This is a genomic window from Planifilum fulgidum, assembly GCF_900113175.1.
Lineage (GTDB): Bacteria > Bacillota > Bacilli > Thermoactinomycetales > DSM-44946 > Planifilum > Planifilum fulgidum.
On record NZ_FOOK01000008.1, the window covers coordinates 95,689 to 122,326 of the forward strand.

General features: G+C 53.4%; 27 protein-coding genes and 4 pseudogenes. 21 read left to right on the top strand and 10 right to left on the bottom strand.

Going from position 1 to position 26,638, the window contains the following annotated elements; genetic code table 11:
* Nucleotides 1–52: 52 nt before the first annotated feature.
* The 5 genes from thrC to BM063_RS06655 all read left to right on the top strand — a co-directional run bounded on the left by thrC (nucleotide 53) and on the right by BM063_RS06655 (nucleotide 4,771).
* Nucleotides 53–1,126, top strand: a complete 1,074-nt coding sequence (thrC, locus tag BM063_RS06635; RefSeq protein WP_177199026.1) for a threonine synthase — start codon at nucleotides 53–55, stop codon at nucleotides 1,124–1,126.
* Entirely contained in the window at nucleotides 1,113–2,069 is a 957-nt protein-coding gene (gene thrB, locus BM063_RS06640) for a homoserine kinase (RefSeq protein ID WP_092037122.1), read from the top strand. The genes thrC and thrB overlap by 14 nt, the downstream gene beginning before the upstream one ends.
* A complete protein-coding gene (gene pheA, locus BM063_RS06645) occupies nucleotides 2,066–2,950 on the top strand; it encodes a prephenate dehydratase (RefSeq protein WP_092037124.1) in 885 nt (294 codons plus the stop codon). Before thrB ends, pheA begins: the two co-directional genes overlap by 4 nt.
* Nucleotides 2,951–3,196: 246 nt before the next feature.
* Entirely contained in the window at nucleotides 3,197–4,114 is a 918-nt protein-coding gene (gene ilvE / locus BM063_RS06650) for a branched-chain-amino-acid transaminase (RefSeq protein ID WP_092037126.1), read from the top strand.
* Nucleotides 4,115–4,264: 150 nt separating this feature from the next.
* Complete coding sequence (locus BM063_RS06655; protein WP_092037128.1) at nucleotides 4,265–4,771, top strand: GNAT family N-acetyltransferase; 507 nt, start codon at nucleotides 4,265–4,267, stop codon at nucleotides 4,769–4,771.
* A gap of 43 nt (nucleotides 4,772–4,814) precedes the next feature.
* On the opposite strand, the gene BM063_RS06660 is transcribed toward BM063_RS06655, so the two are convergent.
* From BM063_RS06660 to BM063_RS06675, 4 genes are all read right to left on the bottom strand, one after another.
* Nucleotides 4,815–5,225 (bottom strand): acyl-CoA thioesterase, encoded by a 411-nt coding sequence (locus BM063_RS06660; RefSeq protein WP_245752123.1) that lies wholly within the window; start codon nucleotides 5,223–5,225, stop codon nucleotides 4,815–4,817.
* A 184-nt stretch (nucleotides 5,226–5,409) separates the two neighbouring features.
* A complete protein-coding gene (locus BM063_RS06665; protein ID WP_092037130.1) occupies nucleotides 5,410–6,402 on the bottom strand; it encodes an ABC transporter permease in 993 nt (330 codons plus the stop codon).
* Entirely contained in the window at nucleotides 6,395–7,321 is a 927-nt protein-coding gene (locus tag BM063_RS06670; RefSeq protein WP_092037131.1) for an ABC transporter ATP-binding protein, read from the bottom strand. The genes BM063_RS06665 and BM063_RS06670 overlap by 8 nt, the downstream gene beginning before the upstream one ends.
* Nucleotides 7,318–8,130, bottom strand: a complete 813-nt coding sequence (locus tag BM063_RS06675; RefSeq protein ID WP_177199027.1) for an SGNH/GDSL hydrolase family protein — start codon at nucleotides 8,128–8,130, stop codon at nucleotides 7,318–7,320. Before BM063_RS06675 ends, BM063_RS06670 begins: the two co-directional genes overlap by 4 nt.
* A 165-nt stretch (nucleotides 8,131–8,295) precedes the next feature.
* On the opposite strand from BM063_RS06675, the gene BM063_RS06680 reads away from it, so the two are divergent.
* From BM063_RS06680 to BM063_RS06700, 5 genes are all read left to right on the top strand, one after another.
* Complete coding sequence (locus BM063_RS06680) at nucleotides 8,296–9,060, top strand: LysM peptidoglycan-binding domain-containing protein (protein ID WP_177199028.1); 765 nt, start codon at nucleotides 8,296–8,298, stop codon at nucleotides 9,058–9,060.
* A 44-nt stretch (nucleotides 9,061–9,104) separates the two neighbouring features.
* Nucleotides 9,105–10,046, top strand: a complete 942-nt coding sequence (locus BM063_RS06685; RefSeq protein ID WP_092037137.1) for a phosphotransferase — start codon at nucleotides 9,105–9,107, stop codon at nucleotides 10,044–10,046.
* 171 nt (nucleotides 10,047–10,217) lie between these two features.
* Entirely contained in the window at nucleotides 10,218–11,075 is an 858-nt protein-coding gene (locus tag BM063_RS06690) for a nitrilase-related carbon-nitrogen hydrolase (RefSeq protein ID WP_092037139.1), read from the top strand.
* A complete protein-coding gene (locus BM063_RS06695; protein ID WP_245752125.1) occupies nucleotides 11,072–11,923 on the top strand; it encodes an NAD+ synthase in 852 nt (283 codons plus the stop codon). Before BM063_RS06690 ends, BM063_RS06695 begins: the two co-directional genes overlap by 4 nt.
* 49 nt (nucleotides 11,924–11,972) lie before the next feature.
* Entirely contained in the window at nucleotides 11,973–12,734 is a 762-nt protein-coding gene (locus BM063_RS06700; RefSeq protein ID WP_092037141.1) for a YebC/PmpR family DNA-binding transcriptional regulator, read from the top strand.
* 55 nt (nucleotides 12,735–12,789) lie between these two features.
* Here the strand turns inward: BM063_RS06700 and BM063_RS06705 are convergent, their stop codons facing one another.
* Nucleotides 12,790–13,257, bottom strand: a complete 468-nt coding sequence (locus BM063_RS06705; protein ID WP_092037143.1) for a DinB family protein — start codon at nucleotides 13,255–13,257, stop codon at nucleotides 12,790–12,792.
* A 318-nt stretch (nucleotides 13,258–13,575) separates the two neighbouring features.
* Between BM063_RS06705 and BM063_RS06710 the strand changes: the two genes are divergently transcribed.
* Nucleotides 13,576–14,598, top strand: coding sequence for a polysaccharide deacetylase family protein (locus BM063_RS06710; protein ID WP_245752127.1), 1,023 nt, complete (start codon nucleotides 13,576–13,578; stop codon nucleotides 14,596–14,598).
* Here the strand turns inward: BM063_RS06710 and BM063_RS18290 are convergent.
* Nucleotides 14,519–15,115 carry a tyrosine-type recombinase/integrase gene (locus tag BM063_RS18290; RefSeq protein WP_425439131.1) on the bottom strand — a complete coding sequence of 199 codons (597 nt, stop codon included), beginning with the start codon at nucleotides 15,113–15,115 and terminating at the stop codon, nucleotides 14,519–14,521. The two genes, BM063_RS06710 and BM063_RS18290, sit on opposite strands and share 80 nt — an antisense overlap.
* A gap of 230 nt (nucleotides 15,116–15,345) precedes the next feature.
* Nucleotides 15,346–15,647: pseudogene (locus tag BM063_RS06725) on the bottom strand (alcohol dehydrogenase catalytic domain-containing protein); the annotation flags it as partial.
* 407 nt (nucleotides 15,648–16,054) lie between these two features.
* On the opposite strand from BM063_RS06725, the gene BM063_RS17600 reads away from it, so the two are divergent.
* Complete coding sequence (locus BM063_RS17600) at nucleotides 16,055–16,324, top strand: hypothetical protein (RefSeq protein ID WP_177199016.1); 270 nt, start codon at nucleotides 16,055–16,057, stop codon at nucleotides 16,322–16,324.
* Between the two features lie 92 nt (nucleotides 16,325–16,416).
* Here the strand turns inward: BM063_RS17600 and BM063_RS17950 are convergent.
* Nucleotides 16,417–17,761 (bottom strand): annotated as a pseudogene (locus BM063_RS17950) (transposase); the annotation flags it as partial.
* A gap of 572 nt (nucleotides 17,762–18,333) precedes the next feature.
* Here BM063_RS17950 and BM063_RS18295 point away from each other — a divergent pair.
* The 4 genes and pseudogenes from BM063_RS18295 to BM063_RS06750 all read left to right on the top strand — a co-directional run bounded on the left by BM063_RS18295 (nucleotide 18,334) and on the right by BM063_RS06750 (nucleotide 20,912).
* A pseudogene (locus tag BM063_RS18295) lies at nucleotides 18,334–18,593 on the top strand (sigma 54-interacting transcriptional regulator).
* A complete protein-coding gene (locus tag BM063_RS18155; RefSeq protein WP_281246683.1) occupies nucleotides 18,547–18,696 on the top strand; it encodes a sigma 54-interacting transcriptional regulator in 150 nt (49 codons plus the stop codon). The pseudogene BM063_RS18295 and the gene BM063_RS18155 overlap by 47 nt, the downstream one beginning before the upstream one ends.
* Nucleotides 18,697–18,737: 41 nt before the next feature.
* Nucleotides 18,738–18,926 (top strand): sigma 54-interacting transcriptional regulator, encoded by a 189-nt coding sequence (locus BM063_RS18160; protein ID WP_281246684.1) that lies wholly within the window; start codon nucleotides 18,738–18,740, stop codon nucleotides 18,924–18,926.
* Nucleotides 18,927–19,046: 120 nt separating this feature from the next.
* A complete protein-coding gene (locus BM063_RS06750) occupies nucleotides 19,047–20,912 on the top strand; it encodes a sigma-54-dependent Fis family transcriptional regulator (RefSeq protein WP_092037157.1) in 1,866 nt (621 codons plus the stop codon).
* A 510-nt stretch (nucleotides 20,913–21,422) separates the two neighbouring features.
* On the opposite strand, the gene BM063_RS17215 is transcribed toward BM063_RS06750, so the two are convergent.
* A complete protein-coding gene (locus BM063_RS17215; RefSeq protein ID WP_143085256.1) occupies nucleotides 21,423–21,722 on the bottom strand; it encodes a hypothetical protein in 300 nt (99 codons plus the stop codon).
* Nucleotides 21,723–21,743: 21 nt separating this feature from the next.
* Nucleotides 21,744–21,929 (bottom strand): annotated as a pseudogene (locus BM063_RS18300) (transposase); the annotation flags it as partial.
* A 649-nt stretch (nucleotides 21,930–22,578) separates the two neighbouring features.
* On the opposite strand from BM063_RS18300, the gene lipB reads away from it, so the two are divergent.
* The 5 genes from lipB to BM063_RS18305 form a co-directional block, all read left to right on the top strand.
* Complete coding sequence (lipB, locus tag BM063_RS06760; RefSeq protein WP_177199029.1) at nucleotides 22,579–23,286, top strand: lipoyl(octanoyl) transferase LipB; 708 nt, start codon at nucleotides 22,579–22,581, stop codon at nucleotides 23,284–23,286.
* Nucleotides 23,249–24,238 (top strand): thiamine pyrophosphate-dependent dehydrogenase E1 component subunit alpha, encoded by a 990-nt coding sequence (locus BM063_RS06765; protein WP_092037163.1) that lies wholly within the window; start codon nucleotides 23,249–23,251, stop codon nucleotides 24,236–24,238. The genes lipB and BM063_RS06765 overlap by 38 nt, the downstream gene beginning before the upstream one ends.
* A gap of 17 nt (nucleotides 24,239–24,255) precedes the next feature.
* Nucleotides 24,256–25,293, top strand: a complete 1,038-nt coding sequence (locus BM063_RS06770; RefSeq protein WP_092037165.1) for an alpha-ketoacid dehydrogenase subunit beta — start codon at nucleotides 24,256–24,258, stop codon at nucleotides 25,291–25,293.
* Nucleotides 25,294–25,360: 67 nt separating this feature from the next.
* A complete protein-coding gene (locus BM063_RS06775; protein WP_092037167.1) occupies nucleotides 25,361–26,368 on the top strand; it encodes a dihydrolipoamide acetyltransferase family protein in 1,008 nt (335 codons plus the stop codon).
* The coding region (locus tag BM063_RS18305) for an IS5 family transposase (protein WP_143085257.1) at nucleotides 26,365–26,638 on the top strand (274 nt) is incomplete at its 3' end. The genes BM063_RS06775 and BM063_RS18305, both read left to right, overlap by 4 nt.

Below are 26,638 nucleotides of genomic sequence, written 5' to 3' on the forward strand. Positions count from 1 at the left end.
GAAGCGGGGCAAGAGGGATGAGCACAACGGGAGTGAGGAGGAACCACCCATCATGTGGAAGGGAATTTTGGAACATTATCGGGATTATCTGCCCCTTTCAGAACGGACGCCGATCATCTCCCTCCAGGAGGGGAACACGCCCCTCGTCCGAGCCGAGACGCTCTCGCGGGAACTGAACATCGACCTGTATTTCAAGGTGGAAGGGGCCAATCCCACGGGCTCCTTCAAGGACCGGGGAATGGTGGTGGCCATCGCCAAGGCGGTGGAGGAGGGCAGCACCGCGGTGATCTGCGCCTCGACGGGAAACACTTCCGCTTCCGCCGCCGCTTACGCCGCACGGGTCGGCCTTCGCGCCGTCGTGTTGGTCCCCGAAGGTCACATCGCCGTGGGCAAGCTCTCCCAGGCGGTCATGTATGGAGCCGAAGTTCTGGCCGTGAAGGGAAATTTCGATCAGGCCCTGGACATCGTCCGTTCGATCAGCAGGGACCATCCCTTCACGCTGGTCAATTCCATCAATCCGTACCGGCTGGAGGGACAAAAAACGGCGGCCTTCGAAGTGTGCGACCGGCTGGGGGAAGCGCCGGACGTGCTGGCCATTCCCGTGGGGAATGCCGGAAACATCTCGGCTTACTGGAAGGGCTTCGTGGAATACCACAGGGCGGGGGTCATCCGTCGGCTGCCGCAAATGTGGGGATTTGAGGCGGAAGGGGCGGCCGCCATCGTCCGGGGAGAGCCGATACCCAATCCGGAGACCGTCGCCACGGCCATCCGCATCGGCAACCCCGCCAGTTGGAAACTGGCCGTCCAGGCGCAACGGGAATCGGGAGGGCGCATTGAGAGCGTTTCGGACGAGGAGATTTTGCGGGCCTATCGCCTGCTGGCCCAGGCAGAGGGGATCTTTGCCGAACCCGCTTCCGCCGCGTCCCTTGCCGGCGTGATCAAAATGCGGGAGAAGGGATGGCTTGCCCCCGGCACCCGGGTGGTGGCCGTATTGACCGGCAACGGCTTGAAGGATCCTTCCACCGCCCTGGAAGCCGTCACCGTGAAACCCCGCGTCATTCCCTGCGATCCGGAGGCCGTGCTCCGGGCGATTTCGGAAAGAGGGGTCCGCCATGGCTCCCTTTGACGATTTTGAAGTGGTGGTGCCGGCCAGCACCGCCAACATGGGGCCCGGCTTCGATTCCCTGGGGATGGCGTTAAACCTTTTTCTCCGCCTGCGCTTTTCCCATCAGGACCGGATGGAGATCGTCCTCAGGGGGGATCAGTGGAAGGGCGTTCCGGCCGACGGACGGAATCTGGTCATCCGCGTCATGCGCGAAGCCTTTCGCAGGATGGGAAGGAAGCTGCCCCCCTTCCGCCTGGAAATGGAAAGCGACATCCCGCTGATGCGGGGGCTGGGTTCGAGCGCCGCGGCCGTCGTCGGCGGACTGCTGGCGGCCAACCATCTGCTGGGCGGCCCTTTTAGCAAAGAAGAGATTCTTCTTGAAGCGACGCGTCGGGAAGGGCATCCGGACAATGCCGCCGCCTCCCTCTTCGGGGGTGTGGTGATCTGTTCCTGGGACGGCGAGCGGGTTTACCACGTGCAGGGTGATCCCCCTCCCCTGCACGTGGTCACGGCGGTTCCCTCCTTTTCCCTTTCCACGGAACAGGCGAGAAAGGTGCTTCCCAAAAGCCTCCCCCATCCCCTGGCGGTGCTGGCGAGCAGCCGGGCCAATCTGCTGACGGCGGCGCTGCTGACCGGCAAGTGGGAGCTGTTGGAGGTGGCGATGGAGGACTGGTTTCATCAGCCCTATCGGTTTCCCCTGGTTCCCGGCATGGAGGAGGTGCTGGCGGATTCCCAGCGGCACGGAGCGCTGGGAGTGGCCTTGAGCGGCGCCGGACCCACCCTGATCGCCTTTACGCGGGAACCGGAACGCGTCGGAAGGTTCATGAAGGGAGTGTTCGCCCGTCACGGCATATCCGTGCGGATCCTGTCCCTGCTCCCCTTTGCGGAGGGGGCCACTGTACGCTTGACAATCGGAATGGGTCGTAGTAAATTCATGGGAAACACCGAAGGAGTTGAAACATGAAAAAGACGGTTGCATATCTGGGACCGGCAGGAACATTCACCCATGAGGCGACGCGTGCTTTTTTCCCCGCAGACGATGTGAAGCTGGCGGGATATCCTTCGATTCCCGACGTGTTGGATGCCGTTGACGCCGGGCAATGCGATTACGGCGTCGTCCCGGTGGAAAACGCCATCGAGGGATCGGTGGTCCTCACCCTCGATTGGTTGATCCATCAGGTGGATGTGTTGATCGTCGGGGAACTGGTGTATCCGATCGCCCAGTGTTTGCTGGTCCATCCCCTCCAGGCGGAAAGGAATGCGGGGGAATGGACCCGGGTGGTTTCCCATCCCCAGGCGGTGGCTCAGTGCCGACTGTACCTGCGGAAACATCTCCCCGGCGCCGAGGTTTCTTTCGCCGAGAGCACGGCGGAGGCCGCCCGGCAGGTGAAAAGCCGTCCGGACAAGGCGTGGGTGGCCATCGGGACCCGGACGGCGGGGGAGCTGTACGGCCTGCATGTGCTGGAGGAGGATGTCCAGGATCATCCGAACAACTTCACCCGTTTCATCGCCGTGGGCAAAAAGCCGCTTCCCGACGGACACCGGGAACCGGACCTTCACAAGACGAGCCTTCTGGTCACGCTCCCTTCCGACTATCCAGGGGCTCTGCACCAGGTCCTGTCCGCCTTTGCCTGGCGCCAGCTCAACTTGTGCCGGATCGAATCCAGGCCGACCAAAAAGGGGCTGGGCAGCTATCATTTCTTCATCGATGTGGAGAAGGATTGGGATCCGGTGTTGATGGCCGGTGCGGTCGCGGAGATCGAAGCTTTGGGCTGTCACGTGCGCCGGCTGGGCTCTTTTCCCTGCTACCGTGTGTCGCAGGGGGCGAAGTCGATTGTTCGTTGACATTTTGTTGTGACGTGACTATAATGTTCGATAAATAAAATATTGCAATCCTTTTGATAGTCAGGAGGATACCTAGGGTTCCGCTTCGCCTTGGGGCGAAGGACTGGTCCGAGCGGTATCAACACCGTTGATCGGTGTACACCGTGGGGAAAAAAGCCTCGTGCGGCAGGTTCTGACTAGAGGTCGGAGTCTGCACGGAAGAGGCTTTTATCATTTTGTGCATATATCGGGGGGAGTGCTGAGCCAATGGAAGAGAAAGCAGAGCGATGGGTGTACATCAACGGGGAGTATTATCGGAAGGATGAGGCGAAAGTCTCCGTTTTTGACCACGGTTTCCTGTACGGCGACGGGGTGTTTGAAGGGATCCGGGTCTATGACGGAAATGTGTTTCGCCTGAAGGAGCACCTGGAGCGCCTGTACGATTCGGCCAAGTCGATCATGCTGGAAATCCCCATGACCATGGAGGAGATGCAGCAGGCCGTCGTCGACGCGGTCCGCAAAAACGGATTGCGGAACGCGTATATCCGGTTGGTCGTCTCCCGCGGAGTGGGATCCCTGTCGCTGGATCCGGAGAGTTGTTCCAATCCCCAGGTGATCATCATCGTCGATCAGGTTCGCCTCTTTTCCAAGGAATTGTATGAAAACGGCTTGCCCATCGTAACCGTTCCGACCCGGCGCAACATTCCGGACGCACTCAATCCGAAGATTAAGTCTTTGAATTATCTGAACAATGTCCTTGTAAAGATCGAGGCAAACCGCGCCGGCGTGGGGGAAGCGCTGATGCTCAACGAACACGGATATGTGGCCGAAGGATCGGGGGATAACATCTTCATCGTGAAAAAGGGCGTCCTATACACTCCCCCGGGATATGTGGGAGCCCTGGAGGGGATCACGCGCAGGGCGATCATGGACCTGGCGGATCAGCTGGGGTACCCGGTCAAGGAACAGCCCTTCACCCGACACGACGTGTATATCGCCGACGAGGCGTTCCTGACGGGAACGGCCGCCGAGGTGATCGCCGTCGTTGAAGTGGACGGCCGCCGGATCGGCACCGGCAAGCCGGGACCGATCACCCGGAGGTTGTTGGAAGAATTCCGGAAGCTGGTTCGGGTGGACGGCGTGCAGGTGTATCCGGAGTTGAGCGCGGCGCCGCAAATGGGTTGAGGCAGGCGCCCGTTGGATTGGCGCACATCATCCGTCGGGGGAAGCGAGGCTCTGCCAAAGCGGCGGGCATCGCTCCCCGACGCCACGCCCCGGGCTGCTTTTGGCCCTTTTTTGTTATTCGGCGCGATGCCATGGCCGGAGGAGAAGAGGATGCACATACGACGGTTGAATCCGGAAGACGCAATGTCCTTTCGGGAACTGAGGCTCAGGGCGCTGAAGGATCATCCCGATGCCTTTGGAACGTCTTACGAGGAAGCAGCGAATCTCTCCATCGAGAAAACGGCGGAAAAGTTGAAGCCTTCCCCCGACGCCTTCGTCCTGGGCGCCTTCGATGAGGCGGGAAAATTGGTGGGCATGGTCGGCTTCCACAGGGAGAAGGGCATGAAAAAGAGGCACAAGGGAGTGATCTGGGGGATGTATTGCCTTCCCGAATGCCGCGGGAAGGGAGTGGGAAAGGCGCTTCTGGCGGAGGCGGTGAAACGCGCCAGGAAGATGAAGGGGCTGGAGCTGATCACGCTCCGCGTGGTCGCCTCCAATGACCCCGCCAAGAATTTGTATCTGTCCGTGGGATTTCGGACGTGGGGGAAGGAACCGAGGTCGCTGAAAATCGGTTCCCGGTACATGGATCAGGAACTGATGGTATTGGATTTCGGATAAAAAGCGGGCGGGAGCGTTTGGAAGAAATGCTCCCGCCCGCTTTTTATTCCTCGGCGCTTGTCAACAGGGTCTCCAGGGTGCGTCGCATCTCCGGAGTCAACGGACGGCTCCGCTGCTCCCGGTAGTCGAAGTGCACCAGCACCGCCCGGCCGACGGCGATCAGTTTTCCGCTGTCCCGGTCCGTGATCCGGTGAAGGACGGTGAAGCTGCTGTTTCCGATCCGCTCGATTTCCGTGGTGATCCGGAGCCACTGGGCGAAGGAGGCTTGCGCCTTGTATTCGCAGCTGGTGGAGGCGACGATCAGTTTCCAGTTATTAATATCCAGGTCGGGATCGAGCATCCGGAACAGTTCCGTCCGGGCCGTTTCCATGTAGGTGTAATAGACGGCGTTGTTCACGTGTCCCAGCGCGTCGCATTCGTTGAAGCGCACCTGCAGCGTCGTAACCAGCGGCATCTTGGTTCCTCCCCGTGGGTGTATGTTTTCTTTCTTTCTCATTTTAAAGGAAAGAAAAAGTTTTTTCACGAATAGGGGCTTGTTTCGGCCGCCGCTTTCGGCGGCATCGGGGCAGAGCCCCCGTTGATGCAGTTTACTGCGGGAACAAGGGGAATCCCTCCGTGGCCCGGCGAGGGGATGCCGGTCATGCCAGCACATCCCGCCGGATGAACACGGCGAAGGCGATGACGAGTGCGGCCGCCGACCAGAGGGACAAAACGGACAGGGAGAAGGGAAGGCTCATGCCTTCGATCAGAATCGGGGCCCCGGACAGGTAATCGGTCAGCTGCAGGTTGGTGAAGGCCAGATATTTGAGGGTGGTCCAGGATGGCGCGAGCTGGACCAGCAGGTTGCCCGCGATCACCGCCGCCAGCATGATTCCCATGCTGGCGGCGGTGCTGCGAACGAGCACGGACACCATGAAGGAGAGGGTGGCCACGGCCGTGCAGGTGAACCACGCCAGCCCGAGGGCCATCAGGATGTATTTCCACTGGGGAACCAGATGCACGTAATCGGTGATGAGGTGTTCGCCTTTCATCTGGAACCCCGTCAGCACCGGCATGTCCCATCCTCCGTAACCGAAAACGATCCCGGATATGAGATAGGCCAGGATGCCGGCGATGAGGAGAAGCAGGGAAGTGACCAAAATCAGAGCGACGTATTTGCTGAGCAGTATTTTCCAACGGCGGACCGGTCTGGAGAGCAGGAGTTTGATTGTCCCCTGACCGTATTCGGAGGACACGATGTCCGCGGCGACGACCACCACCAACAAGGGAAGGAAAAGGGAGATGGACTCCTCGACAAATTTCCGGACAAAGGTGGGGGCTCCGGGCGCCGACGGATTGATGTCGTGATCCAGATAGTATTGCTGCACCTGAATCCGCAGCCGCATGAATTCTTTCCATTCTTCCGGAACCCGGTTGGAGGCCAGGCGATTCTGCGTGTCGACGATTTGTTGTTGCAAAAGGGCCCGCCAGTCGGAGGTGCCCATCTGTTCCATGGTGGTTTTGTAGGTTCGGTATTGGCCGTAGGTAAACACGGGAATCAGGACGAGCAGGATGAGAAAGATCACGAGCATGCGCCGTTTGCGAATCACTTTGAGAAGCTCGTTGTAGACCAGGCCGGTGAAGTTACGCAATGGGATCGCCCTCCGTCATCTGCAGGAAGATGTCTTCAAGCGTTTTCTTCCTCGGCTGGATCCCGGAGACGAGGATGCCTTCATTCACCAGCATGCGGACGGTTTCCCCGAGATGCTTCTCCGGGAGTTGGGAAAAAATAAGGTTTTCCCGCTTTTCCACGTTGGAGACGTAGGGGAGGTTTTTCAGGAGCTCCGCCCCCCGATCCGGAGGATCCAATGTCCATTCGACGACCAGGGAGTCTCCGCCGATCAGGCGGTCGACGCGGTCGGTTTTGAGCAGCCGTCCCCGGCTGATGATTGCCACGCGGTCGCACATCAGCTGGACTTCATGCAGGATGTGGCTGGAGATGAACACCCCGATCCCTTCTTTCCGGGCCAATGTCCGGATGAAATCCCGGAGTTCCCGGATGCCTGCGGGATCCAGCCCATTGGTCGGCTCGTCCAGAATCAGCAGTTTCGGCCGGCCGAGAAGGGCCTGGGCGATGCCCAATCGCTGCCGCATGCCGAGGGAGTAGGTTTTCACCTTGTCATCGATGCGTTTTTCCAATTCCACCAGGCGAATCACTTCATCGATCCGTTCCGGCGGGATGTCTCCCGCCATGCGGGCGAAATGTTCCAGGTTTTCCCTTCCGGACAGGAACGGGTACATTTCGGGATTTTCCACAATGCATCCCACATGTCGGATGGCCTTGAGAAAATCCTTTTGGAGGTTGTGACCGGCGATATGTACGGTTCCCCCGGTGGGGCGGATCAGGCCGACCAGCATCCGGATGGTCGTCGTTTTTCCCGCCCCGTTCGGCCCCAAAAAGCCGAAGATCTCTCCCGGGAACACCTCGAACTGGATATTTTTCACGATTTCCCTGCCGCCGATCCGCTTGGACAAATTTTTCACCGACAATACCGGTTCGGGCCGGGTCATGGGCGGTCATCTCCCTTTTTCGGTTCTCCCATGGCGTGAAGAAGGCGTTCGGCCATCTTCCGGTATCCCTCTTGATTGGGATGAAAATGGTCGCTGTACAGGTAGCGCGACGGGTCGAGTTGAAACAGGTCGAAGGTGGGCACCACCACAACCCGGGTGAATTGACGGGAGACTTCGGTGATCGTTTCGTTCCACTCCATCACCAGCCGGGAGGTCTCCCTTTGGTCCGGGAGATCCCCGAAGGGGTTGTACAATCCGTAGATAAAGACGGGGGCTTCCCCGTTCAGTTCCCGAATCTCCTTCAGAATGCGGGACAGGTTCTTCCTGTACAATGACCTTCCTTTGTCGATGGCCACCCGGTCCACCTGTTCCGGACCTCCGCTGGCCCTGAACAGGTCATTTCCGCCGATGGTGATGGTGATCCAGGTGGCGCGCCTGAGAAATTTCCGCACTTGCGGCTGCCGGATCTGTTTGGCCAGATCGGAGGAGGTTTGTCCGTTGATCCCGAGATTGACGGCGGTGACCTTGTCACCGTAAATTTTTTGCATCGCATCGTGGACCCGCCCCACATATCCCTTTCCCGTCATGTCTCCGGTGCCCCGGGTGAGGGAATCCCCCAGGCTGACGAGCAACTTGTTTCCGCTTTCGGAATCTCTTTCTTCGGGGGCGACGACCGCGGGTTTCGGAGCGGTTGGGGCCGGGTGGAAAAAGTCGATGACAGCCAGTGCAAAACCGGCTGCCAGCAGGATGAACGAGAGGAGAGCCGCTGCGCCGATTGCGGTCCACAAGGGTTGTCCTTTGATCGCCAAGACCATCACCTTTTTCCGCTTGTAGTGCGACTACTGCCTACGATATCCGGATCGGCAATGATCGTCAACCATCCAAGGGAGCTTTTGATCAAAGTAAGGGAGCAATTCGCCCATGGGCGCATATGTATGATATTGATCATCGCTTTTTGTGGAGGGGAGCTAACCGTGAAAATTCATATCGTGCAACCGGGAGAGACCATTGAAAGCGTGGCCGAGCGATACGGCATTTCCGTCGAGAAATTGCTGGAGGCCAACGATTTGTCGGAATCGGATTCCCTGGAGGCGGGCATGAAGGTGCGCATCCCCACGGGGCGGGTGCCCGTCGCGCAGCAGACACCGGCGGCCGAACCGGCGGGGGAGCGGCCGAAACATCGTCCTGAGCCGCCGAAGAAGGAGACCAGACCGCCCAAAAAAGAGCACAGACCGCCGAAAAAAGAGTACAGGCCGCCGAAGAAGGAGAATCCGTATCCGAATCCGTCTCCATCGCCCTGGGTGTCTCCCGACAGGAGCCCCTGGCGGGAAAGTCCCCCGTATTGGATGAGTCCCTGGGAGACTCCCCGCCGTTATCCCTACCCGTCGGATGAGCGGTATCCGGAGCCGGGTTATCCCCGACCGGAAACCCCCCGGCATCCTGCGCATCATCCCGGCTACCCCCATCCGCACAGGCCGATGATGCCTCCCATGCCTCATCCAGTATATCCCTGGACCCCCTGTTGTTATCCTTGCCTTCCCTTTCCGATGATGCCGATGCCGTATCCGATGATGCCCGGTCCGTACATGTATCCCCCGCCGAAATTCCCCTGCCGCGGGATGGAGAGCGATTCCGTTTGGTATGACTCGCTGGATTCCTCCTGGGAGGGGTCGGTGAGAACCCACGAGGCCGAAGAGGGCAGTTCCGCGACCGATATCTGGGATTCCCGGGAGAACTAGCGGACGTGGCGGGATCGAGGCCGATTGTCGGGGGAGGGAAAGGGATGAACCCGGAGTACGTTCCCGAATGGGAACAGATTTTGGGGATTCCCGTCAACGATTTTTTCCCTTTCCGGAGAATCGTGCGGCTGATCACGCCGGCGGGGGACTGGGTGGTGAAGCCGGTCCGCGACCCGGTCCAATTGCGCTGGTGGATGTCCGTCGACCGGGAATTGAGGTTTCGCGGATTCCGGTCCATGCCGCCGATTTACACGGACGGTAGCCGGTGGTTGATCACGCCGATGATCGACGGGTTTCCGGTGAGCTACCGGGACAGGAATCAGGTCCGCAAGGCGGCCCGCCTTCTGGCCCTCTTTCACCGTCTGGGACGCGGACTGGCGACTCCCCCCTTTCATCGGAAAAGGCATCCATTCCTTCACCGGCTGGACGCGCGGCTCTCCGAGTTTGCCCGCCTGCTGAAAACCTGCGAGGGGATGGAAGGGGAGATCGGCGAATTGATCCGGCAATACGGCCGGCAGTACTACCGCTACGGTATGGAGGCGCGGAAGCAAATCGCCGAATATCCCCTTTCCCTTCTGTTCGAAAGGGAGTGGCGCGGGCGGTTTGTCGTTCATCAGGATTTGGCCAGTCACAATTGGCTCTTGGACCGGAGGGGAAAGCTCTGGCTGATCGATTTTGAAACGGCGGATTACGACTGGCAGTTGGGCGACTTGTGGCAGCTGCTTTCCCGGGTGTTGCCGGAACAAAACTGGAACAGCTCCGTTTGGCACGAGGTGATTGCGGTTTACGGGGAGATTCGTCCCCTCTCCTCCATGGAGCTGTCGATTTTGAGAAAACTGCTCGGATTCCCCAACGAATTTTTCCGGGAAAGCTTGGGGGTGGTCAAGGGAAGAAGGGGCTACCATCCCGAGGTGGTCATTCCGTATTTGAAACGGATCGCGGAGGCGACCGGCAGGTGGAGGCGTTTTTTGCGAACGATTCGTTGATCTGCGGCCGTTTCACGCATCAAGGGGGCTGCCCCGCTCTCTTCCCTTGGGGCCGAAGGCGGCCCCCTTTTTTTCTGGCGGGGGAACACGGCAACTGGTGAGGGAAGCGGGCTTGTGCTAAGATGGGAAAAGAACGGGATCGATCATGGGAATTGCTGGGAGGCAGCGGTTATGAGAGTGGGGCTGGCCCAAATCCGTCCGGTATTGGGGCGGGTGGAGGATAACCTGGAACTGCATCGGGACATGATCCGCCGCGCCGAGGCCGAGCGGGTGGATTTGTTGGTGTTTCCCGAACTGAGTCTGACGGGATATTCCCTGAGGGATTTGACCCTGGATGTGGCCCGCACCCTCCGGGATGAATCGATTCGGCGTCTGGCGGGTGAATCGGAACGCCTCGACTTGGTGTTCGGCTTGGTCGAGGAAGGACCGGGGCATCTGTTTTACAACGCGGCGGTCTACGCGAGCGAGGGGGAGATTCGGCACGTTCACCGCAAGGTGTATCTGCCCACCTACGGGATGTTTGAGGAGGCCCGCCATTTTGCCCGCGGCCGTTTTTTCCGCAGTTTTGAGACGCGGTTCGGCCGCGCGGGACTCCTCATCTGTGAGGATGCCTGGCACCCTTCGGCGCCCTATCTGTTGGTTCAGGACGGGGCGGAAATCCTCATCGTGATTTCCAACGCCCCCGCCAAGGGGATGGGCGCCCGGGGGATGTCCGCCGAGGAGAACTGGTACGGCCTGTTGTCCAACCATTCCCTGCTTCACGGCGTGATCACCTTGTATTGCAACCGGGTGGGGACGGAAGACGGAATCACCTTTTTCGGCGGGTCGGCGGCGTTCGATCCCTTCGGGCGGTTCCTCGTGCGGGGGGAGCGGTTTGAATCCCGCCTGGTAGTGATCGATGTGAATCCGGAAGATGTGCGCCTCGCCCGTTACCAGATGCCGATGCTGCGCGATGAAGATCTGGAGCTGACCGCCCGGGAGATCGAACGGATTCTGAAGCGGCGGTCCGAAGGAGGGGAACTTCCGTGAATCCGGTGGAAGAGATGCTTGCCCGGGCGCCCTATTTGCGATTGGATGAGGAGCTGGCCGTGGAACTGCTGGTCCGCGCCCTCCGGGAAGAGGTGGAGAAGGCCGGCTTCCAAAAGGTGATTCTCGGGCTTTCCGGCGGGATTGATTCGGCCTTGGCCCTGTTTCTGTCCGCCCGGGCCTTCGGCCCGGAGAATGTGGTGGCCGTCTGCATGCCGTACAGGGAGAGCAGTCCCGCCAGTGTGAAGGATGCCCGAAAGGCCGCGCAAGCCGCCGGAGTGGAGATGGTCACCGTGGACATCACGCCGCAGATCGATGCGTATTTCGCGGGGTTTCCGGAGGCTTCCCCGTTGCGCAGGGGAAACAAGATGGCCCGGGAGCGGATGAGCATCCTGTACGATTTGTCGGCGGAGCATCGGGCGCTGGTGATCGGAACGAGCAACAAAACCGAACTGCTTTTGGGTTACGGGACCCAGTTCGGAGATATGGCCTCCGCGGTCAATCCCCTGGGGGACCTGTACAAAACCCAGGTTCGCCAATTGTCGGCCCACCTGAAGGTTCCGGAATCGATCCTGCAAAAACCGCCCAGCGCCGATCTGTGGCCGGACCAGACGGATGAGGGGGAACTGGGATTTTCCTATCTGGATGTGGACAGGCTGCTCCACTTCATGGTCGACCGCCGCTATTCGCGGGAAAGGCTGATTCGCCAGGGATTTGATCCCGGATTGATCGACCGGGTGCATCGGCGGGTCGTCGCCAACCAGTACAAGCGGAGGCTGCCGGTGATCCTCAAGCTGAGCGGGCGGACCGTCGGCACCGATTTTCGCTATCCGCGGGATTGGGGTTTGTAGCCCCGCGGCAACGCAGAAACGGACTTTTTTGGCGGGAGGAGTGAGGCAGATGGCTGGTCATTCCAAATGGAAAAACATTCAGCATCGAAAAGGACGCCAGGATGCACTGAGGGGAAAACTGTTCGCCAAGTTGGCGCGGGAGATTTTCGTCGCCGCCCGGGAAGGGGGCGGCAATCCCGACAACAACCAGAAGCTGCGGCTGGCCATCGCCAAGGCGAAGTCGCAAAACATGCCGAATGAGAATATCGAGAGGGCCATCAAGAAGGCGACCGGCGAATCCGGAGGAAAAGCCTACGAACGGGTGACCTACGAGGGATACGGCCCGGGAGGGGTTGCGGTGATGGTGGAGGCCTTGACCGACAATCGGAACCGCACCGCGGCCGATATGCGGTACATCTTCTCCAAAAAGGGCGGAAGCCTGGGGGAAGCCGGCTGCGTGGCCTGGATGTTTGAACGGAAGGGACATCTCACCATCGACCGGAACAGCACCGACAAGGACGAGGATGAGGTGCTGATGCTCGCCCTGGAGGCGGGCTCGGAAGACTTCCAGGTTTCCGGGGATTCCTATGAGATCACCACCGCCCCCGAGGATTTCGAGGCCGTGAAAAACGCCCTGGAGAAGAACGGCTTCTCCTTCACGACGGCGGAGGTGACGATGATTCCCCAGAATACCGTCTCCCTGACCGGGGAGGAGGCATCCAAGATGATCGCCCTCCTCGAGGCCCTGGAAGATCACGATGACGTGCAGAACATCTATTCCAATTTCGACATCGACGAGGACGAAATGGAGAAGCTCAGCCAGGAGGCGTGAAAATGCGGAAGGTTCATCGGAACCGGGTTCCGATGAACCTTTTTTCGCGGGGGAATCAGTTGTCTGACGGGTGGATGGTGAAAAAGGGCAGCTTATCAACGCCGACCATCCGGGCGTAGACGAACAATTGTCCCTTGTGGTGGATTTCGTGATCCAGCATGGTGTTCAGCCAGTGTTCCCCGGTGGCGCGATAGGGCCCCCAGGAAATCGTTTGATCCAGGTGGCGTTCGGTCAAGGACTCGAAGTCGGCTTTGGTCTTATCGGTATACTCGTCCACCAGGCGCCGGACATCCTCCATCGTCTCAAAGGAGGGAGGCTCGCCCATCTGCGGGAACGCTCCCTCTTTCACGGCCTCAACGAACATGCAGGAGGATGTGCCGATGTGGATCGCCAGGGAGCCGAGGGAAAAGGCTTCCTTCCAGGGCTTGTAATGCGTGTGTTCGTTGCCGATCGCCTCAAGGAGTTCGTGAAGCACCTTCCGGTGATTGAGCCATCTGGAAAGAAGCGAGTCCGCCCGGTTCATCGTTCCACTCCTTTCTTTTCGGAAAATTTTTCAATCCATTTTAGAATAGACCCTTTAGTCGCGGCTTGTCAACTTTGCCCGAAGCCCCCGGATCACGGTCAGGAAAAGGAAATGCCCCGTCCGGAAGAGGAAGCCTGAAAGGCCGCCGCGCGCCGGCGGGCGGGATGAAGGGCTGAAAAATAAGAGAAATGTAGTAGAATAATAGAGTATGGGACCGCCTTTTTATTTACAACAAAAAAGGGATTGCCTTCCCTTTGAAGGGGAGGAACCTTTTTTTAGAATCGACATATATAACAAACGGGAGAGGAGAGAAGACCTGTGAGGCTGGGCGTTTGGGCGATGGTGTTTCTTCTGTGTTGGTGGGTGATCGGCCCCGTGCCCTTGGAAAAACAAGAAGTGAAGGGGGCGTCGCCGAAGGTGCATCATCAGGAGGTTTCCGGGAAGAAATGGAAGGGGATTGAGTCGAACGCGGTTTTTGGAAGGGAGACGGAAGAAGGGAAAACCGTGGTTTTCGGCGTGGGGCCGACGGCCAAAAAGGCGGAGAGCAAATCCGATAAGAAGGAGATCAAAGGGGCGGAACAGGATTTGCAAAAGAAGCCCCAGCGGAAAGAAGCAAAGGCTTCTCCCGAACCCCGAAAGGATGACGGGAAAAAGGGCGGTGACGGGAGAAAGGACGATAAGAAGCGTCCCGTCCTCTACTTTAACGGGCCCAGGGACAAAAAAAGGGTGGCCCTTACCTTTGATGACGGACCGGATTGGAGGTACACGGACTCCATCCTGGACATCCTGAAGCGGGAGAAGGTGCGGGCCACCTTTTTTCTCGTGGGGAGGATGGCGGAGCAGCGTCCCGATCTGGTTCTCCGGATGGTGAGAGAAGGCCATGTGGTGGCCAACCATTCCTGGAACCATCCCAATTTGACCCGTTTGGATTCACGGCGGATGAGCGAGGAAGTGGACAGGACCAACCGTCTGATTTCGGAGATCACGGGAAGGTCGCCGAAGTTGTTCCGGGCCCCCTACGGGAATCTGGACCGGCGCGTGGAGGAAATGATCCGCGAAAGGGACATGATCATCGTCCATTGGAATGTGGACACGCGGGATTGGGCGGGGAGGCCGACAGACCGGATCGTCTGGACGGTCCGCCAGCAGGCCGGGCCGGGAGCGGTGATCCTTCAACACACCGCCGGCAGAAATCTGGACAACACGGTGAAGGCCCTGCCCCGGATCATCGCCGATCTGAAAAAACGGGGCTATGAGATGGTCACCGTGCCCGAACTGCTGGGCGTTCCCGCCTACAAGGAAGAGACGGGACGACAAGGATTCCCGGGAGCGGTTCGGTAGATCCCATGGACCGTTGTCCTGAGGAAAAATGCATTATCATTAACATGTACGCCGGAATGCCTATAAATAGCGGGATTCCGGCGTTTTTTTCGCTATAGATGTCCAATGTCATCCGAACGTTAACGTGACCCAAGCGTTCAGCCACCACCTTGGGATTTTCACCCAGTTGGAGGAGAATGGTGGCGTGAGTGTGCCGAAGGTCGTGAAAGCGAATCTTCGGCAGATCGCTATTCTTTAAAACGGCGTCCATATCCCGGTTGATGACTGCCGGATCGACTAGATTTCCCAACTGAGTGCACACGACTAATCCGTTATCGTTGTAAACAGGGCCAGCCGCCAGCTTTTCCTCCAACTGCTTCTTCTTGTGTTTTTCAGATAGACCACAGTGTCTTCCGGTAGGGTGATCGTTCTTCTGGCACCTTTGGTTTTCGCTTCCTGAATCTTTACTTTTCCGTAGGGTTTGGCCAAGGTTCGCCGGACGCTCACCCGCCCATTGTCCAGATCTACATCCTCCCATTTCAGAGCGAGGATTTCTCCTTTGCGCATTCTTAGTGAGAGCTAACACATAAACAATGTGATACCGTCGGCCTTCGGTCAATTTAAGGAACCGTTTGGCCTCTTCTATCGTCCACACTTATATGTCTAGGAGTGGTTTTCTTGGAGGGGTGATCAGGGCGGCGACGTTTTCGGGGATAAACTTCCATTTGTAGACCGTGCGGAGCGCCCGGCAGATCGAGCGGCTTCACTGGAGGCGCAGTATTCACAGCTACCACAGGCATAACCCAACCAAGGAATGGCGACACGGTCCCCTTCTTTAACTTCAGTTACACCTTTTCGCGCACTTTCTACAATGCCCACGCCTTCGTGTCCAGGAATGAACGGAAGTTTCGGTTTGATTGGCCAATCTCCTTTAGCGGCATGAATGTCGGTGTGGCACAACCCGGAGGTTTCGATTTTGACCACGATTTGCTCGGGACCGGGTTGGGCTTGTTCACTTCCTCAACATGTAGTGGCTGATCAAAGCTGCTGTGAACAACAGTAGCCAGCATTTTGGCCATTTCTACTCACTCCTTTTTGGGATTTTTACTGAGTTGAATGAAAAAAGTATGCCAAATTATATTCATCTCTGCGAATTGAAATTATTACGCGATAATTGTTAACTAAACGTTATATTGCAACGATTTGGAACAGTACAATTATGGAGTATTGTGTTACAATACAGGTAGGTGAAACAATTGGGGGTGGTCGGTTTGCTGAAGAATCCAACAAAAGCAAAGCCCCTATTGTTTCCTCCTGGAAACGAAGCAAGGAGTTCGGCGTAGACCCGGTGCAAGTGGAAAACGACATTTTAATGGGAGGAGAGCTGAAAGACCGACAGGGGCAACTGCATGAATTTTTTCGAACCTCTAACCGCCTGTTGGAATAGCTTTATACTTAGCTGAAAAAGACATCTTTCATGCTTATCGTGTCGGATCCGGAAGGATATATCGTTCGTTCTTGGGGAGCTCCTCCTTTTATCCATAAAGCGAGAAAAGTGTGGCTAGATACCGGAGCCAATTGGCATGAATGGGTTAAGGGTACCAATGCTATCGGTACCGCTTTGGCGGAAAAGGTCAGTGTGGTCGGTAAAGAACATTATTGTCGTGAAAACTATTTTTTAACATGTTATGCGTCACCGATCTATTCTCCGACTGGAGAATTATTGGGTCTTTTAGAAGACTGGTGAAAACAGACATATCTGTTCATAATTTGGGCTATTTGTTCGTGGAATTTAACGAAAAGGGAGACTGCCCACCGATATACGCTGATTAGCCTCCTACCATTTTCTGTTTTTGCGCATGCCAAGATGCCGGTGTGAGGTCGTTTTTCCTTAAACCGGCATAGCCGTTTGAGGTTTTGTACGATCGCTGTACAGAGAGCTTGTTCCTGCATACATTCCAGTCCTCTGCTTCGCGCACGATTCAACCCGTGTTCGTTTTTGGCTTCGGCATACCCATGTTCCAAGCGGGTGCGCTTCTTTTGAATATCCCGGTACTTTCCGTCCCGTTGAATCAGCCTGACCCGGTTTTTCGCCCGTATTTCTTCGACTTTCTCCTGTCGCTTCCGTTGGATCTCGGTATCGTTTGTTTTTCGCTTCCAAGTCGGTATCTCTTCCATTTCGGGATTGCACAGAGAAATCAGTAGAATAATCCTTTGCGAAAACAAAGATCGAAGATAATAAGAGGTGCCGCAGTTTTTGTCCCCCGACAGCGTCCGGATCCGGATTTGTTTGTGCCTGAAGCGCACCTCGGCCAGTTGTTGAAGACTCACTTCCCGCTCCGCTTCTCCCGAAGCGATGCTTGCCGTCGTCGCAAACGCCGGATTCCACGTCCGTCAGGTTGTGAACCGAGTAACGCAGGTGGGCTTCCTGTCCGTTGCTTTTCCGATACAAACGGGCATCCGGATCGGTGACACTTCGATGGGTTTGGTTGGAAAACTTTTTCCCGCGAAAGTTTTCACGGGCGGCGTATGCTTCAGAACCATACGGCATTTCTTGCTTTGAGGCGGCGGATGCAGAGGGATGGTTGTTGTCGTCATTCGGCGATCATTCGGGTGATCATCTGAATCAGCGGACACCCTTTGGTCTTCTTTTTCCAGCTCCAACAGATAGTCCTCCAGCGATTGAACGGGAACCAATATCTTTTCCTTCAAACTGTGGATCGAAGCATTTGCCCGGACCCGGGTTCCGTCCACACCGGCATGGACATCCGGTTTGACCAGGCTGGCGGTGATACATTGATCAATCACATGTGGCATGATTCGATCATATGGTGTTTACGCCAAAGCGCCCTTGTTTTCACAAGGGTGATTCGGTCCGGAAGGGGGGATTCGAAATCCAGTCCGCAAAACCACAAGTACCCGGCATGCATGGGCAATAAGCCTAACAGCTCGCGTTCCGAATGATTAAAAAGGTACTCCAGAATGTGATCCGAACGAAGAGTTCCGGATCAATCGAAGGACGTCCCATCTTCTCGGAATAAAGGGGGGCCACCCATTTGTGTACCTGGGAGAAATTGATGACGTCTTTCAATTTCCGCAGAATATGGTTTTGCGGTACGATCGCTTCCAAGTCGATCATTTGAAAAAGACGGGGTTGGACGTGTGAACGCTTTGGCGCTTTCATAAATCATGCCTACTGTCCATATTCGGCATGCTCAATCCAACATTCGATACTAACAGCCGGAAAACCTATCCCTTTGAATGACTTTTTCACCGGGCTTTTAGATGTAAGTGGAGATGCCCGAAATCACCATCCCCATACATTGTGAATGGTGATCGCGGCACCCGAGCTTGTCAAACACAAATGTTACTGGAAAATGCTCGAAACGAGTTGACTCTTTGTCTTCTGAAAGCTGATATGATTGTTCAGACGGTGGGCCAGCCCCTGATTTCAGTGGACGAGAATGGTTTGATTACTCGGATCAATCAAGAGGCTGCTAATCTGTTGAAGCGACCAATCTTTGAATGTATTGGCCAACCCTGTTTCACTGGTTCCATTCTTTAATCCCGAGGATCCATTCAAAAAATAAAGTTCGTATCGGACAATGGTGGAAGAGTAACGACTTGAGTGGTTAAAGTGATACAGGATGGGCGAAGAAAGGTATATCGGGCGACGTCCGGAAGAACCGTGGAAGAAATTGAAGAATTTTGAGAGTGGAAAATCCGTTTCCCTAATTAGCGAACCTAATTAGCGAAATGGTTTTGCAATGCCCTAAGATCCGAAACGTTCTCAAAACCGCTGCGGCAGTTGCCCGTACAGATGCAACAGTGCTCATTCAGGGAGAAACGGAACCGGGAAAAAATGAGTTGCCCAATATATTCATGAGGCAAGTGGAAGGACAGGGCCATTAGTTGTTGTAAACTGTGCTGCCATTCCGGGGCAACTGATCGAATCGGAGTTGTTCGGTTATGAAAAAAGATCCTTTACAGGAGCGAAGCGAAGGACATATCGGTAAATTCGAGGCGGCGAACGGGGGAACTCTGTTTCTTGACGAAATCGGGGAACTGCCCTTGGGTGTTCAGGTGGTCCTGTTAAGAGTGTTGGAAGAAAAAAGGTGAAATCGGATTACATCAAACCGAAGCCTGTCGATGTTCGGATTGTGGCGGCAACCAACCGAAAATTAGCTCAAGAGGTGAAGGAAGGACGGTTACGTTCCAATTTATATTACCGTTTGTGTGAATTTGAATTGTTTTTACCCCCACTTCGAGAACGTTCCAACCTTGTTCAGTTAGTCCACCATTTCTTGCAAAAGAACGCTCGGGATGTCGGGGGGGACAGTTCATTTTAGACGATGATTCCTGGAAGAAGGTTCCACCCGTCACTATTTGATAATTTCCGGATTCTTAACCATTACCGTTTTCCTCTCTCAATATAATGTACCTAAAAATTGGGAAAGGAGCGGAACATAATGACGTTTGGTACAGTTTCGCAACGTGTATGGAAGCGTTTTGTGCAAGAGGGTGTATTGGACGCTTCACGATTAAACAAACATATCTCGGAGTCGTGGTATCGATGTAAAAAAGAGGGTGTCAATCCACGCTTAGGTGAAGGAAAGCAAGTTCTGACCGGTGAACCGTTTAACCGCCGAAAGAAAGAAAACGCTTTACTTCTTGACATTGCTATGCCCTATGTAGAAAAAATGCTTAAGTATATCAAAGGTTCTCATTCCATTGTTTTATTGATTGATCCACAAGGATATGTATTAATCATGAAGGGAGATAAAGAAGTACTGCGTTTGGCACGAACGATTAACTTTGTCGAAGGCGTTAAATGGACAGAAGAGGAAGTGGGGACAAATGCGATCGGGACTACGTTGATTGTAAAGGAACCTATAACGGTGGTAGGTTCAGAGCATTACTGCCTTGCTTCTCATAAATGGACTTGCTCTGCCGCTCCTATTTGTGATGACGAAGGTATATTATTGGGAGTGTTGAATGTATCATCTCCAGTTCAATATCATCACCCTCATACACTTGGTGCAGTCGTATCGACTGCATACGCGATCGAACAAGAATGGAGAATTCGTCAACAAAATGAGCATCTAGAACTGATTAAGCAGTCCTCTGATTTGGTACAAACAAATATTCCCGTGGTGATATGTAACAACAAGAAACAGATCGTCTGTGCCAGCCAAAACGTGCAAAATGAGGTTCCCGAATGGTCGAAGATGAAAGTCACAGATTTAAAGGAATTGGGATACACAGAACAAAGTTGTACCCCTTTATACTCTCGTCATCACGGCGGACAGATCGGCTTTTGTATTCACTTGACATATACAAATCAGAAAAAGGTACTTATATATACAAAGGCAAAAAAACAGCCTTCAGTCTCCGTCTTTTTTCCGGGGGAAACAGGAACGAGTGAATCTTTTCAACGAACATTACGGGAAATAGCACAGGTCGCTCCTACAGAGGCGAATGTTCATATTTATGGGGAGAGTGGAACGGGAAAAGAGTTGATCGCCCGTGTGATCCATCAAAACAGTGCATATAAAGATGGGCCTTTTGTCGCTGTAAACTGCGGGGCGATTCCTCGTGAACTGATGGAAAGTGAATTGTTCGGTTACGTGGAAGGAGCGTTTACCGGAGCGCGGCGTCAAGGTCACCAAGGGAAATTTGAACAGGCCAATCACGGAACGATTTTTCTCGACGAAATTGGTGAGATCCCCCCTGCCATGCAGGTTGCATTGTTACGTGTCTTGCAAGAGCGGGAGGTTACACCAGTAGGCAGTAAGAAAGCGATACCACTCAATATCCGTGTTATTACAGCCACTCATCGCGATCTTCGCCAAATGGTACAGGAAGGAACATTTCGTGAAGATCTTTTTTACCGCCTTTATGTTTTTCCTATCTATGTTCCTGCCTTGCGGGAACGGAAGGAGGACATCCCCTACTTAATACGTTATTATTGTCGGAAGAATCACTGGCAAGTGAAAATACCGGATGTTATCATGGAGAAAATGATCGACTATGATTGGCCGGGAAATATCCGTGAACTTTTTAATGTATTAGAACAACTGCGTATTCTCTCAAATGGAAATACACCGGATCCTTCTCTTGTAGAGCATCTATTCGTTCATCGAATGGATAAAATTGTATCAAGAGATCCAAGTTACGTAAAACAAGAGAAACCTCTTACCTATCGTGAAGAATTGCAAAGGCGGGAGATCATTGAAGCCCTTGAGAAAACGGGCGGAAACGTTTCCTTAGCAGCCAAATTGTTGAACATTCCACGTAGTACATTTTACCGCAGACTCAAAAAGTACCAGTTATAAACATGTCATCTCATGCTGACAAAGGTAGCAGCTCAGCATTCTTTTTTTGTCATAAGAAGATAACACAAAAGAGAAATAAGAACGGAACCACATTTTCAAACCCTCGGCAAGGGTATTGAATTGGTCAATATTGAGGATTTAGTACAGCGGGATCACCTGTTGCACAATATTGATGCAGGGACATCCGTTATCGTTGCAGTATAACGGTCGGGTCTTTTCCACGATGAACGAAAAGTCCTGTTTACGGACTCAACGTTTCTAAAGGCGAACGAATTCACTCATCAGTTGGTTCGTCAATCCACGTGAGAAGTTGAATCGTGTCTTTGACGAGGATTGTGAAACGTACGACAAGCGGCCGTTATAAATTTATGTCACTTCTTAGGTAGTGTTCCCTAAAAAAGTCAAAAATCGGGGAGCTTTTGATTGAAGGGGAGAGAAGGAGAACGGAATATCCCATCCTTCCCTCCTGTTTTCTTTATGACCACCCGCGCCATCGCTGCTCTTCTTAGATTATGGGCCATGATTTTCATTCCAGCCCATGCTTCGGGCCCCATGTTCCGGTGGCTGCAAAAAGCGCTCGTCATCCAGCAGCTGATCCACTTGTTCCAACTCGGGAGGCAAAGAACGAAGCGGTTCTGGCAAGATCGCATCCCAAAGCGTCAGTTGGTTTTGCCGCAAATTCAACATTTTCATCACCCCGAAGGATTTGCAGGGGCGGGTCACGAATTCCTTATTTTTTGGCGGGAACAAATCGAATATCAAGAAATCTTGAGCCCATTCGATTATCTCTTCTGCATCCATTCGGCTCAACAGAGCACGCCAAACCCGCTCCCACGTCCCGTCTTCCGACCATTGCTTCAATCGCCGCCAACAGGTGGTGGGAGAACCATATTGTCGAGGCATGTCCGCCCAGGTACAACCTGTTTTCAACACGTAAAGAATTCCGTTCAGGGTTTTTCTCGAATCGGAGGGCGGACGTCCGGGTCCCGGTTTGGGTTTGGGAAGCAGGGGTTCAATAACAGCGTTCGTCTGTCAGCTCATGTCTCGTACTCATGCTTCCATTTTACATTGATAGATCATATTTTTGAAATAGCTTGTACTGCGAGTGCAAGTCCGATCCGCGAACGTGCTGGGATTGGCCGTCTTTATCCCGGTGAATTTTTCCGAAAAATGAAGAAAATTTTCATGTATAGGAAGACGCCAAGGATTTGTCAGAACCGGTTAAATGAATGAGGAAAAGCACTTTCGAAGGAGCTGTACGGACTTAGATATTAACGGATTATGGGGTTTGCCAAGGTAACGGAGAAAAACTGTCGTGTGCTAAACATTAAGAAAATGGCCTTTCTTATCTGGAAGAGAACAAGAGGCCTAAAGGTGGATATTTTTTGTTATCTCCTTGAGTCCGTTCATCTATTATCTTCCAATTAGCATACCAACCCAGCGGAATACCGCTGGGTTTGTTAATAGCCTTTATGTATCTCAGATGACATGGTCTTTAATGAACAAAATGGGACAAAATGAGACAAAATAAGACTCATGTCCCATTCCGTCTCAACGTGAAACTTATCTCTTGGATAAGGTCCCTGCTATGATACTTGAGAAACGAAGTAAATCGAATTGGCACCATATTTGCATATAGATATACAGTGCAGGGAGGTGGAAGCGTTTGCAGGTTTTTATATGCCGGGAGGTGGACTATGAGGTAGCTCTTGGCTGGCAAAAAGAATTCGTTGAAAAACGCAAGAGAGGTGAAATCGAAGATTCCCTCATCTTGCTTGAACACCCTCCCATCTATACGATGGGTTCGGACCAAAAATGGGAGCATTTGTTGTATCCACCGGATGAACTGAAGAAACAAGGTTTCAAGATTTATCGTTGCAACCGCGGCGGTGATATCACGTATCATGGCCCGGGACAACTTGTGGCCTATCCAATTATCCATCTGAAGGAGGCCAAACTCACACCGATCGGGTATGTGCGCCTTTTGGAACAAATAGTGTGTGATGTCTTGTCCTTTTACAAAATAAAAGGACAACGAAAAGAAGGATATCCGGGAGTCTGGATTCAAAACCGTAAAATTTGTGCCATCGGTATCGGGGTGAGCCGGGGGGTAACGTTTCACGGTTTGGCATTGAATGTACAACCGGATCTCACTCACTTTCAAAATATCATCCCTTGCGGTCTGGCACAGTTTGGGGTCACTTCTCTCGCCGAAGAGTTGGGATATTCACCTGATATGTCGACGGTTCAACAACAGCTGATCACGGCATTTAAACGAAATCTGCAAATCACGTGTCGTATCTGTTATCATCAACCAACGATAGGGGGAGACGACCATGACCGAGGCGCAAAACAAGGAATTATCGCGCGATAAAGCGATTTGGATGTATCGAAAAATGGTGGAAATCCGCAAGTTTGAGGACTGTGTTCATAAACTATTTGCACGTGGAATTTTGCCGGGTTTTGTTCATTTGTATGCAGGAGAAGAGGCGGTGGCGGTCGGTGTATGTGCCCATTTGGAAGAAAAAGACAGCATTACAAGCACTCACCGTGGACATGGTCATTGTATTGCCAAAGGGTGTGATCTGAACGGAATGATGGCGGAACTTTACGGGAAAGCCACAGGACTGTGCAAAGGAAAAGGCGGCTCCATGCATATAGCTGATCTGGAAAAAGGAATGCTTGGTGCCAATGGGATTGTAGGCGGAGGCTTTCCTCTTGCATGCGGTTCGGCGTTGACAGCGAAGTTAAAAGGGACAAAAGCAGTATCTGTTTGTTTCTTTGGAGACGGTGCCAATAACCAGGGAACTTTCCATGAAGGGATTAACCTGGCAGCTATCTGGAAATTACCGGTTATATTTGTCGCAGAAAACAACGGATATGCAGAGGCCACCCCATTCACCTATGCGTCCAGTTGTACCGATATCGCTCAGCGAGCAGCCGCCTATAACATTCCTGGTGTCATTGTGGATGGAAAAGATGTGATGGCCGTATATAGGGCGGCGCAAGAAGCGGTCATAAGAGCGCGAAACGGAGAAGGCCCCACATTAATCGAATGTAAAACCTACCGCAATTATGGTCACTTCGAGGGAGACGCGCAAAAGTACAAGAAGAAAGAAGATCAAGAAATACATCTGCATGAGAAAGATTCCATACAAATCTTCCGTAACTATCTTTTGTCCAACAATCTGTTAACAGAACAAGAGCTTGAAAGGATAGATAACGATGTTGAGAAAGCGATTTCAGAAGCTGTACGATTCGCGGAAGAAAGTCCGTATCCGTCTGCGGAGGAGCTTATGACGGATGTCTATGTTTCTTACAAATAATATTGGAGGTGTAGAAAATGAGCAGAAAGATAAGTTTTTCCGAGGCCCTCAATGAAGCGATGAGGTTGGCGATGCGGGCCGATGAAAACGTGATTTTGATGGGGGAGGACGTGGCCGGAGGCGCGCAAGTTGATCATCTGCAGGATGATGAAGCGTGGGGGGGTGTATTGGGGGTTACCAAAGGGTTGGTACAGGAATTTGGGCGTAACCGCGTTCTGGACACGCCGATCAGTGAAGCCGCTTTTATCGGCGCGGCTGTGGGGGCGGCAGTAACCGGACTCCGACCGATTGCTGAGTTAATGTTTAACGATTTTGTCGGTTCCTGTTTCGACCAAATCCTGAATCAGTGTGCAAAATTACGATACATGTTTGGTGGCAAAACGCAAGTGCCTTTAACAATCCGTACCATGTATGGCGCGGGATTTCGGGCAGCCGCGCAACATTCGCAAAGCCTGTATGCAATCTTCACGCACATCCCGGGAATTAAAGTGGTCGTTCCTTCCACGCCGGCGGATGCCAAGGGACTGCTCCTCGCTTCCATCGCTGATAACGATCCGGTAATTTTCTTTGAGGATAAAACCCTTTACAACATGGAAGGCGAAGTACCCGAAGGACATTATACGATACCGATAGGAAAAGCAGATATAAAACGGGAAGGGTCAGACCTTACCATCGTAGCCATTGGAAAGCAAGTGCACACGGCTCTCAAAGCAGCAGAAATCCTTGCTAAAAAGGGAATGGAAATTGAGGTGATTGATCCTCGCAGTCTGTCTCCGCTAGATGAAGAGACAATTCTCCATTCCGTGGAAAAAACGAATCGTCTCATCGTGATCGACGAAGCTAACCCACGTTGCAGTGTAGCTACAGATATTGCCGCCCTTGTTGCGAGCAAAGGGTTCGACATGCTTGATGCACCAATAAAAAGAATTACCGCACCGCACACACCCGTACCGTTCTCTCCTGTTTTGGAAGACCTCTATTTGCCAACACCGGAGAAAGTCATTCAAGCGATTTCCGAATTGGTCGGTGATGATTCCATACTCACAGCTTCTTGATCGATGAAAAAGATTAAGAGGTGAAGCATAGTCTTCACCTCTTGGTTATAAAAGGGAGAGATTGAAAATGGCTAGTGAATTGATTATGCCGAAACTCGGAATGGGAATGAAAGAAGGTACAGTTGTCGAATGGAAAAAAAATGTGGGGGATTCTGTAAAAAAAGGAGATGTCGTTGTCATCATCAGTTCAGAAAAAATCGAGATGGAAGTGGAAGCACCCCAAGACGGGATCCTGCTGGACATCGTCGTTCCGAACGGTGAAGTCGTTTCGGTCGGAACGGTAATCGGCTACATAGGCATGCCGGGAGAAAAAGTGGGCGATGGAGAGAAAAATAAAACACCTCTTGCTAATAAGGGACAAGTTGCGGCAGTAGCCGAATCGGCCCAATCGGTTGCAACTCCGGAATCACCTGTTAAGAAAAGGAAAGTAAAAATCACTCCCATCGCTCGTAAAATGGCAGAGGCAGCCGGTCTGGATATTGAAAAATTAGTCGGTACGGGTCCACAGGGGCGCATTACAAAAGAAGATGTAGAGAAAGCGATCGCTAATCAAGCACTTCTTTCCTCGATGTCTTCTCAGGAACAACCCATCTCACGTGAAAAGGAGAGTGCTAGAGTAGATATTGCACAGAAAATTGCGGAGGATAACGCTTCAGTAGAGCGTAAAGTTGTCAGCGGAATGAGAAAAGTGATTGCCACGCGCATGCATGAAAGCTTGCAACAGAGTGCTCAGCTTTCTATGACCATGACTGTAGATGTGACTGATCTACTCTTGTTAAAGAAACAAATAGCTGAGGATGTACTGAGCCGTTACGAACTGAAGCTGACAGTTACCGATTTTATTGCCCGTGCTGTTGTATTAGCTCTGCTGCAACATAAACAAATGAACAGCGCATGGATAGGTGACAGCATTCATACTTATTCCCATGTGCATCTAGGAATAGCAGTAGCCCTTGATAAAGGGTTGGTGGTTCCTGTGATCCGCCATGCTGAACGTCGTACCCTCATCGAATTGGCGAAAGAGATTACAAGCTATTTCAAAAACATGATCTGCCAATGTAAAATGGAAGTATGAGTACGAGACATGAGCTGACAGACGAACAATGGGCTGTGATTGAACCTCTTCTTCCCAAACCCAAACCGGGACCCGGACGTCCGCCCGCAGATCCGAGAAAAACCCTGAACGGAATTCTCTACGTCTTGAAAACCGGTTGTACTTGGGCGGACATGCCCCGACAATATGGTTCTCCCACCACCTGTTGGCGGCGATTGAAACAATGGTCGGAAGACGGAACATGGGAGCGGATTTGGCGCGCGCTGTTAAGTCGAATGGATGCGGAAGAGA

Coding starts and splice junctions, on each gene's coding strand:
- BM063_RS18290 (WP_425439131.1), bottom strand. CDS start 15,115: ATGGGAGGATGTAGATCTGGACAATGGGCGGGTGAGCGTCCGGCGAAC.
- BM063_RS18155 (WP_281246683.1), top strand. CDS start 18,547: ATGAAAAAAGATCCTTTACAGGAGCGAAGCGAAGGACATATCGGTAAA.
- BM063_RS06660 (WP_245752123.1), bottom strand. CDS start 5,225: ATGCCGCTGGTTACGACGCTGCAGGTGCGCTTCAACGAATGCGACGCG.
- BM063_RS06700 (WP_092037141.1), top strand. CDS start 11,973: ATGGCTGGTCATTCCAAATGGAAAAACATTCAGCATCGAAAAGGACGC.
- BM063_RS17600 (WP_177199016.1), top strand. CDS start 16,055: ATGCTTATCGTGTCGGATCCGGAAGGATATATCGTTCGTTCTTGGGGA.
- BM063_RS06655 (WP_092037128.1), top strand. CDS start 4,265: ATGCACATACGACGGTTGAATCCGGAAGACGCAATGTCCTTTCGGGAA.
- pheA (WP_092037124.1), top strand. CDS start 2,066: ATGAAAAAGACGGTTGCATATCTGGGACCGGCAGGAACATTCACCCAT.
- BM063_RS06750 (WP_092037157.1), top strand. CDS start 19,047: ATGACGTTTGGTACAGTTTCGCAACGTGTATGGAAGCGTTTTGTGCAA.
- BM063_RS06770 (WP_092037165.1), top strand. CDS start 24,256: ATGAGCAGAAAGATAAGTTTTTCCGAGGCCCTCAATGAAGCGATGAGG.
- BM063_RS06705 (WP_092037143.1), bottom strand. CDS start 13,257: ATGAACCGGGCGGACTCGCTTCTTTCCAGATGGCTCAATCACCGGAAG.
- thrB (WP_092037122.1), top strand. CDS start 1,113: ATGGCTCCCTTTGACGATTTTGAAGTGGTGGTGCCGGCCAGCACCGCC.
- BM063_RS06690 (WP_092037139.1), top strand. CDS start 10,218: ATGAGAGTGGGGCTGGCCCAAATCCGTCCGGTATTGGGGCGGGTGGAG.
- BM063_RS06670 (WP_092037131.1), bottom strand. CDS start 7,321: ATGACCCGGCCCGAACCGGTATTGTCGGTGAAAAATTTGTCCAAGCGG.
- ilvE (WP_092037126.1), top strand. CDS start 3,197: ATGGAAGAGAAAGCAGAGCGATGGGTGTACATCAACGGGGAGTATTAT.
- BM063_RS06775 (WP_092037167.1), top strand. CDS start 25,361: ATGGCTAGTGAATTGATTATGCCGAAACTCGGAATGGGAATGAAAGAA.
- BM063_RS06765 (WP_092037163.1), top strand. CDS start 23,249: ATGACCGAGGCGCAAAACAAGGAATTATCGCGCGATAAAGCGATTTGG.
- thrC (WP_177199026.1), top strand. CDS start 53: ATGTGGAAGGGAATTTTGGAACATTATCGGGATTATCTGCCCCTTTCA.
- BM063_RS06685 (WP_092037137.1), top strand. CDS start 9,105: ATGAACCCGGAGTACGTTCCCGAATGGGAACAGATTTTGGGGATTCCC.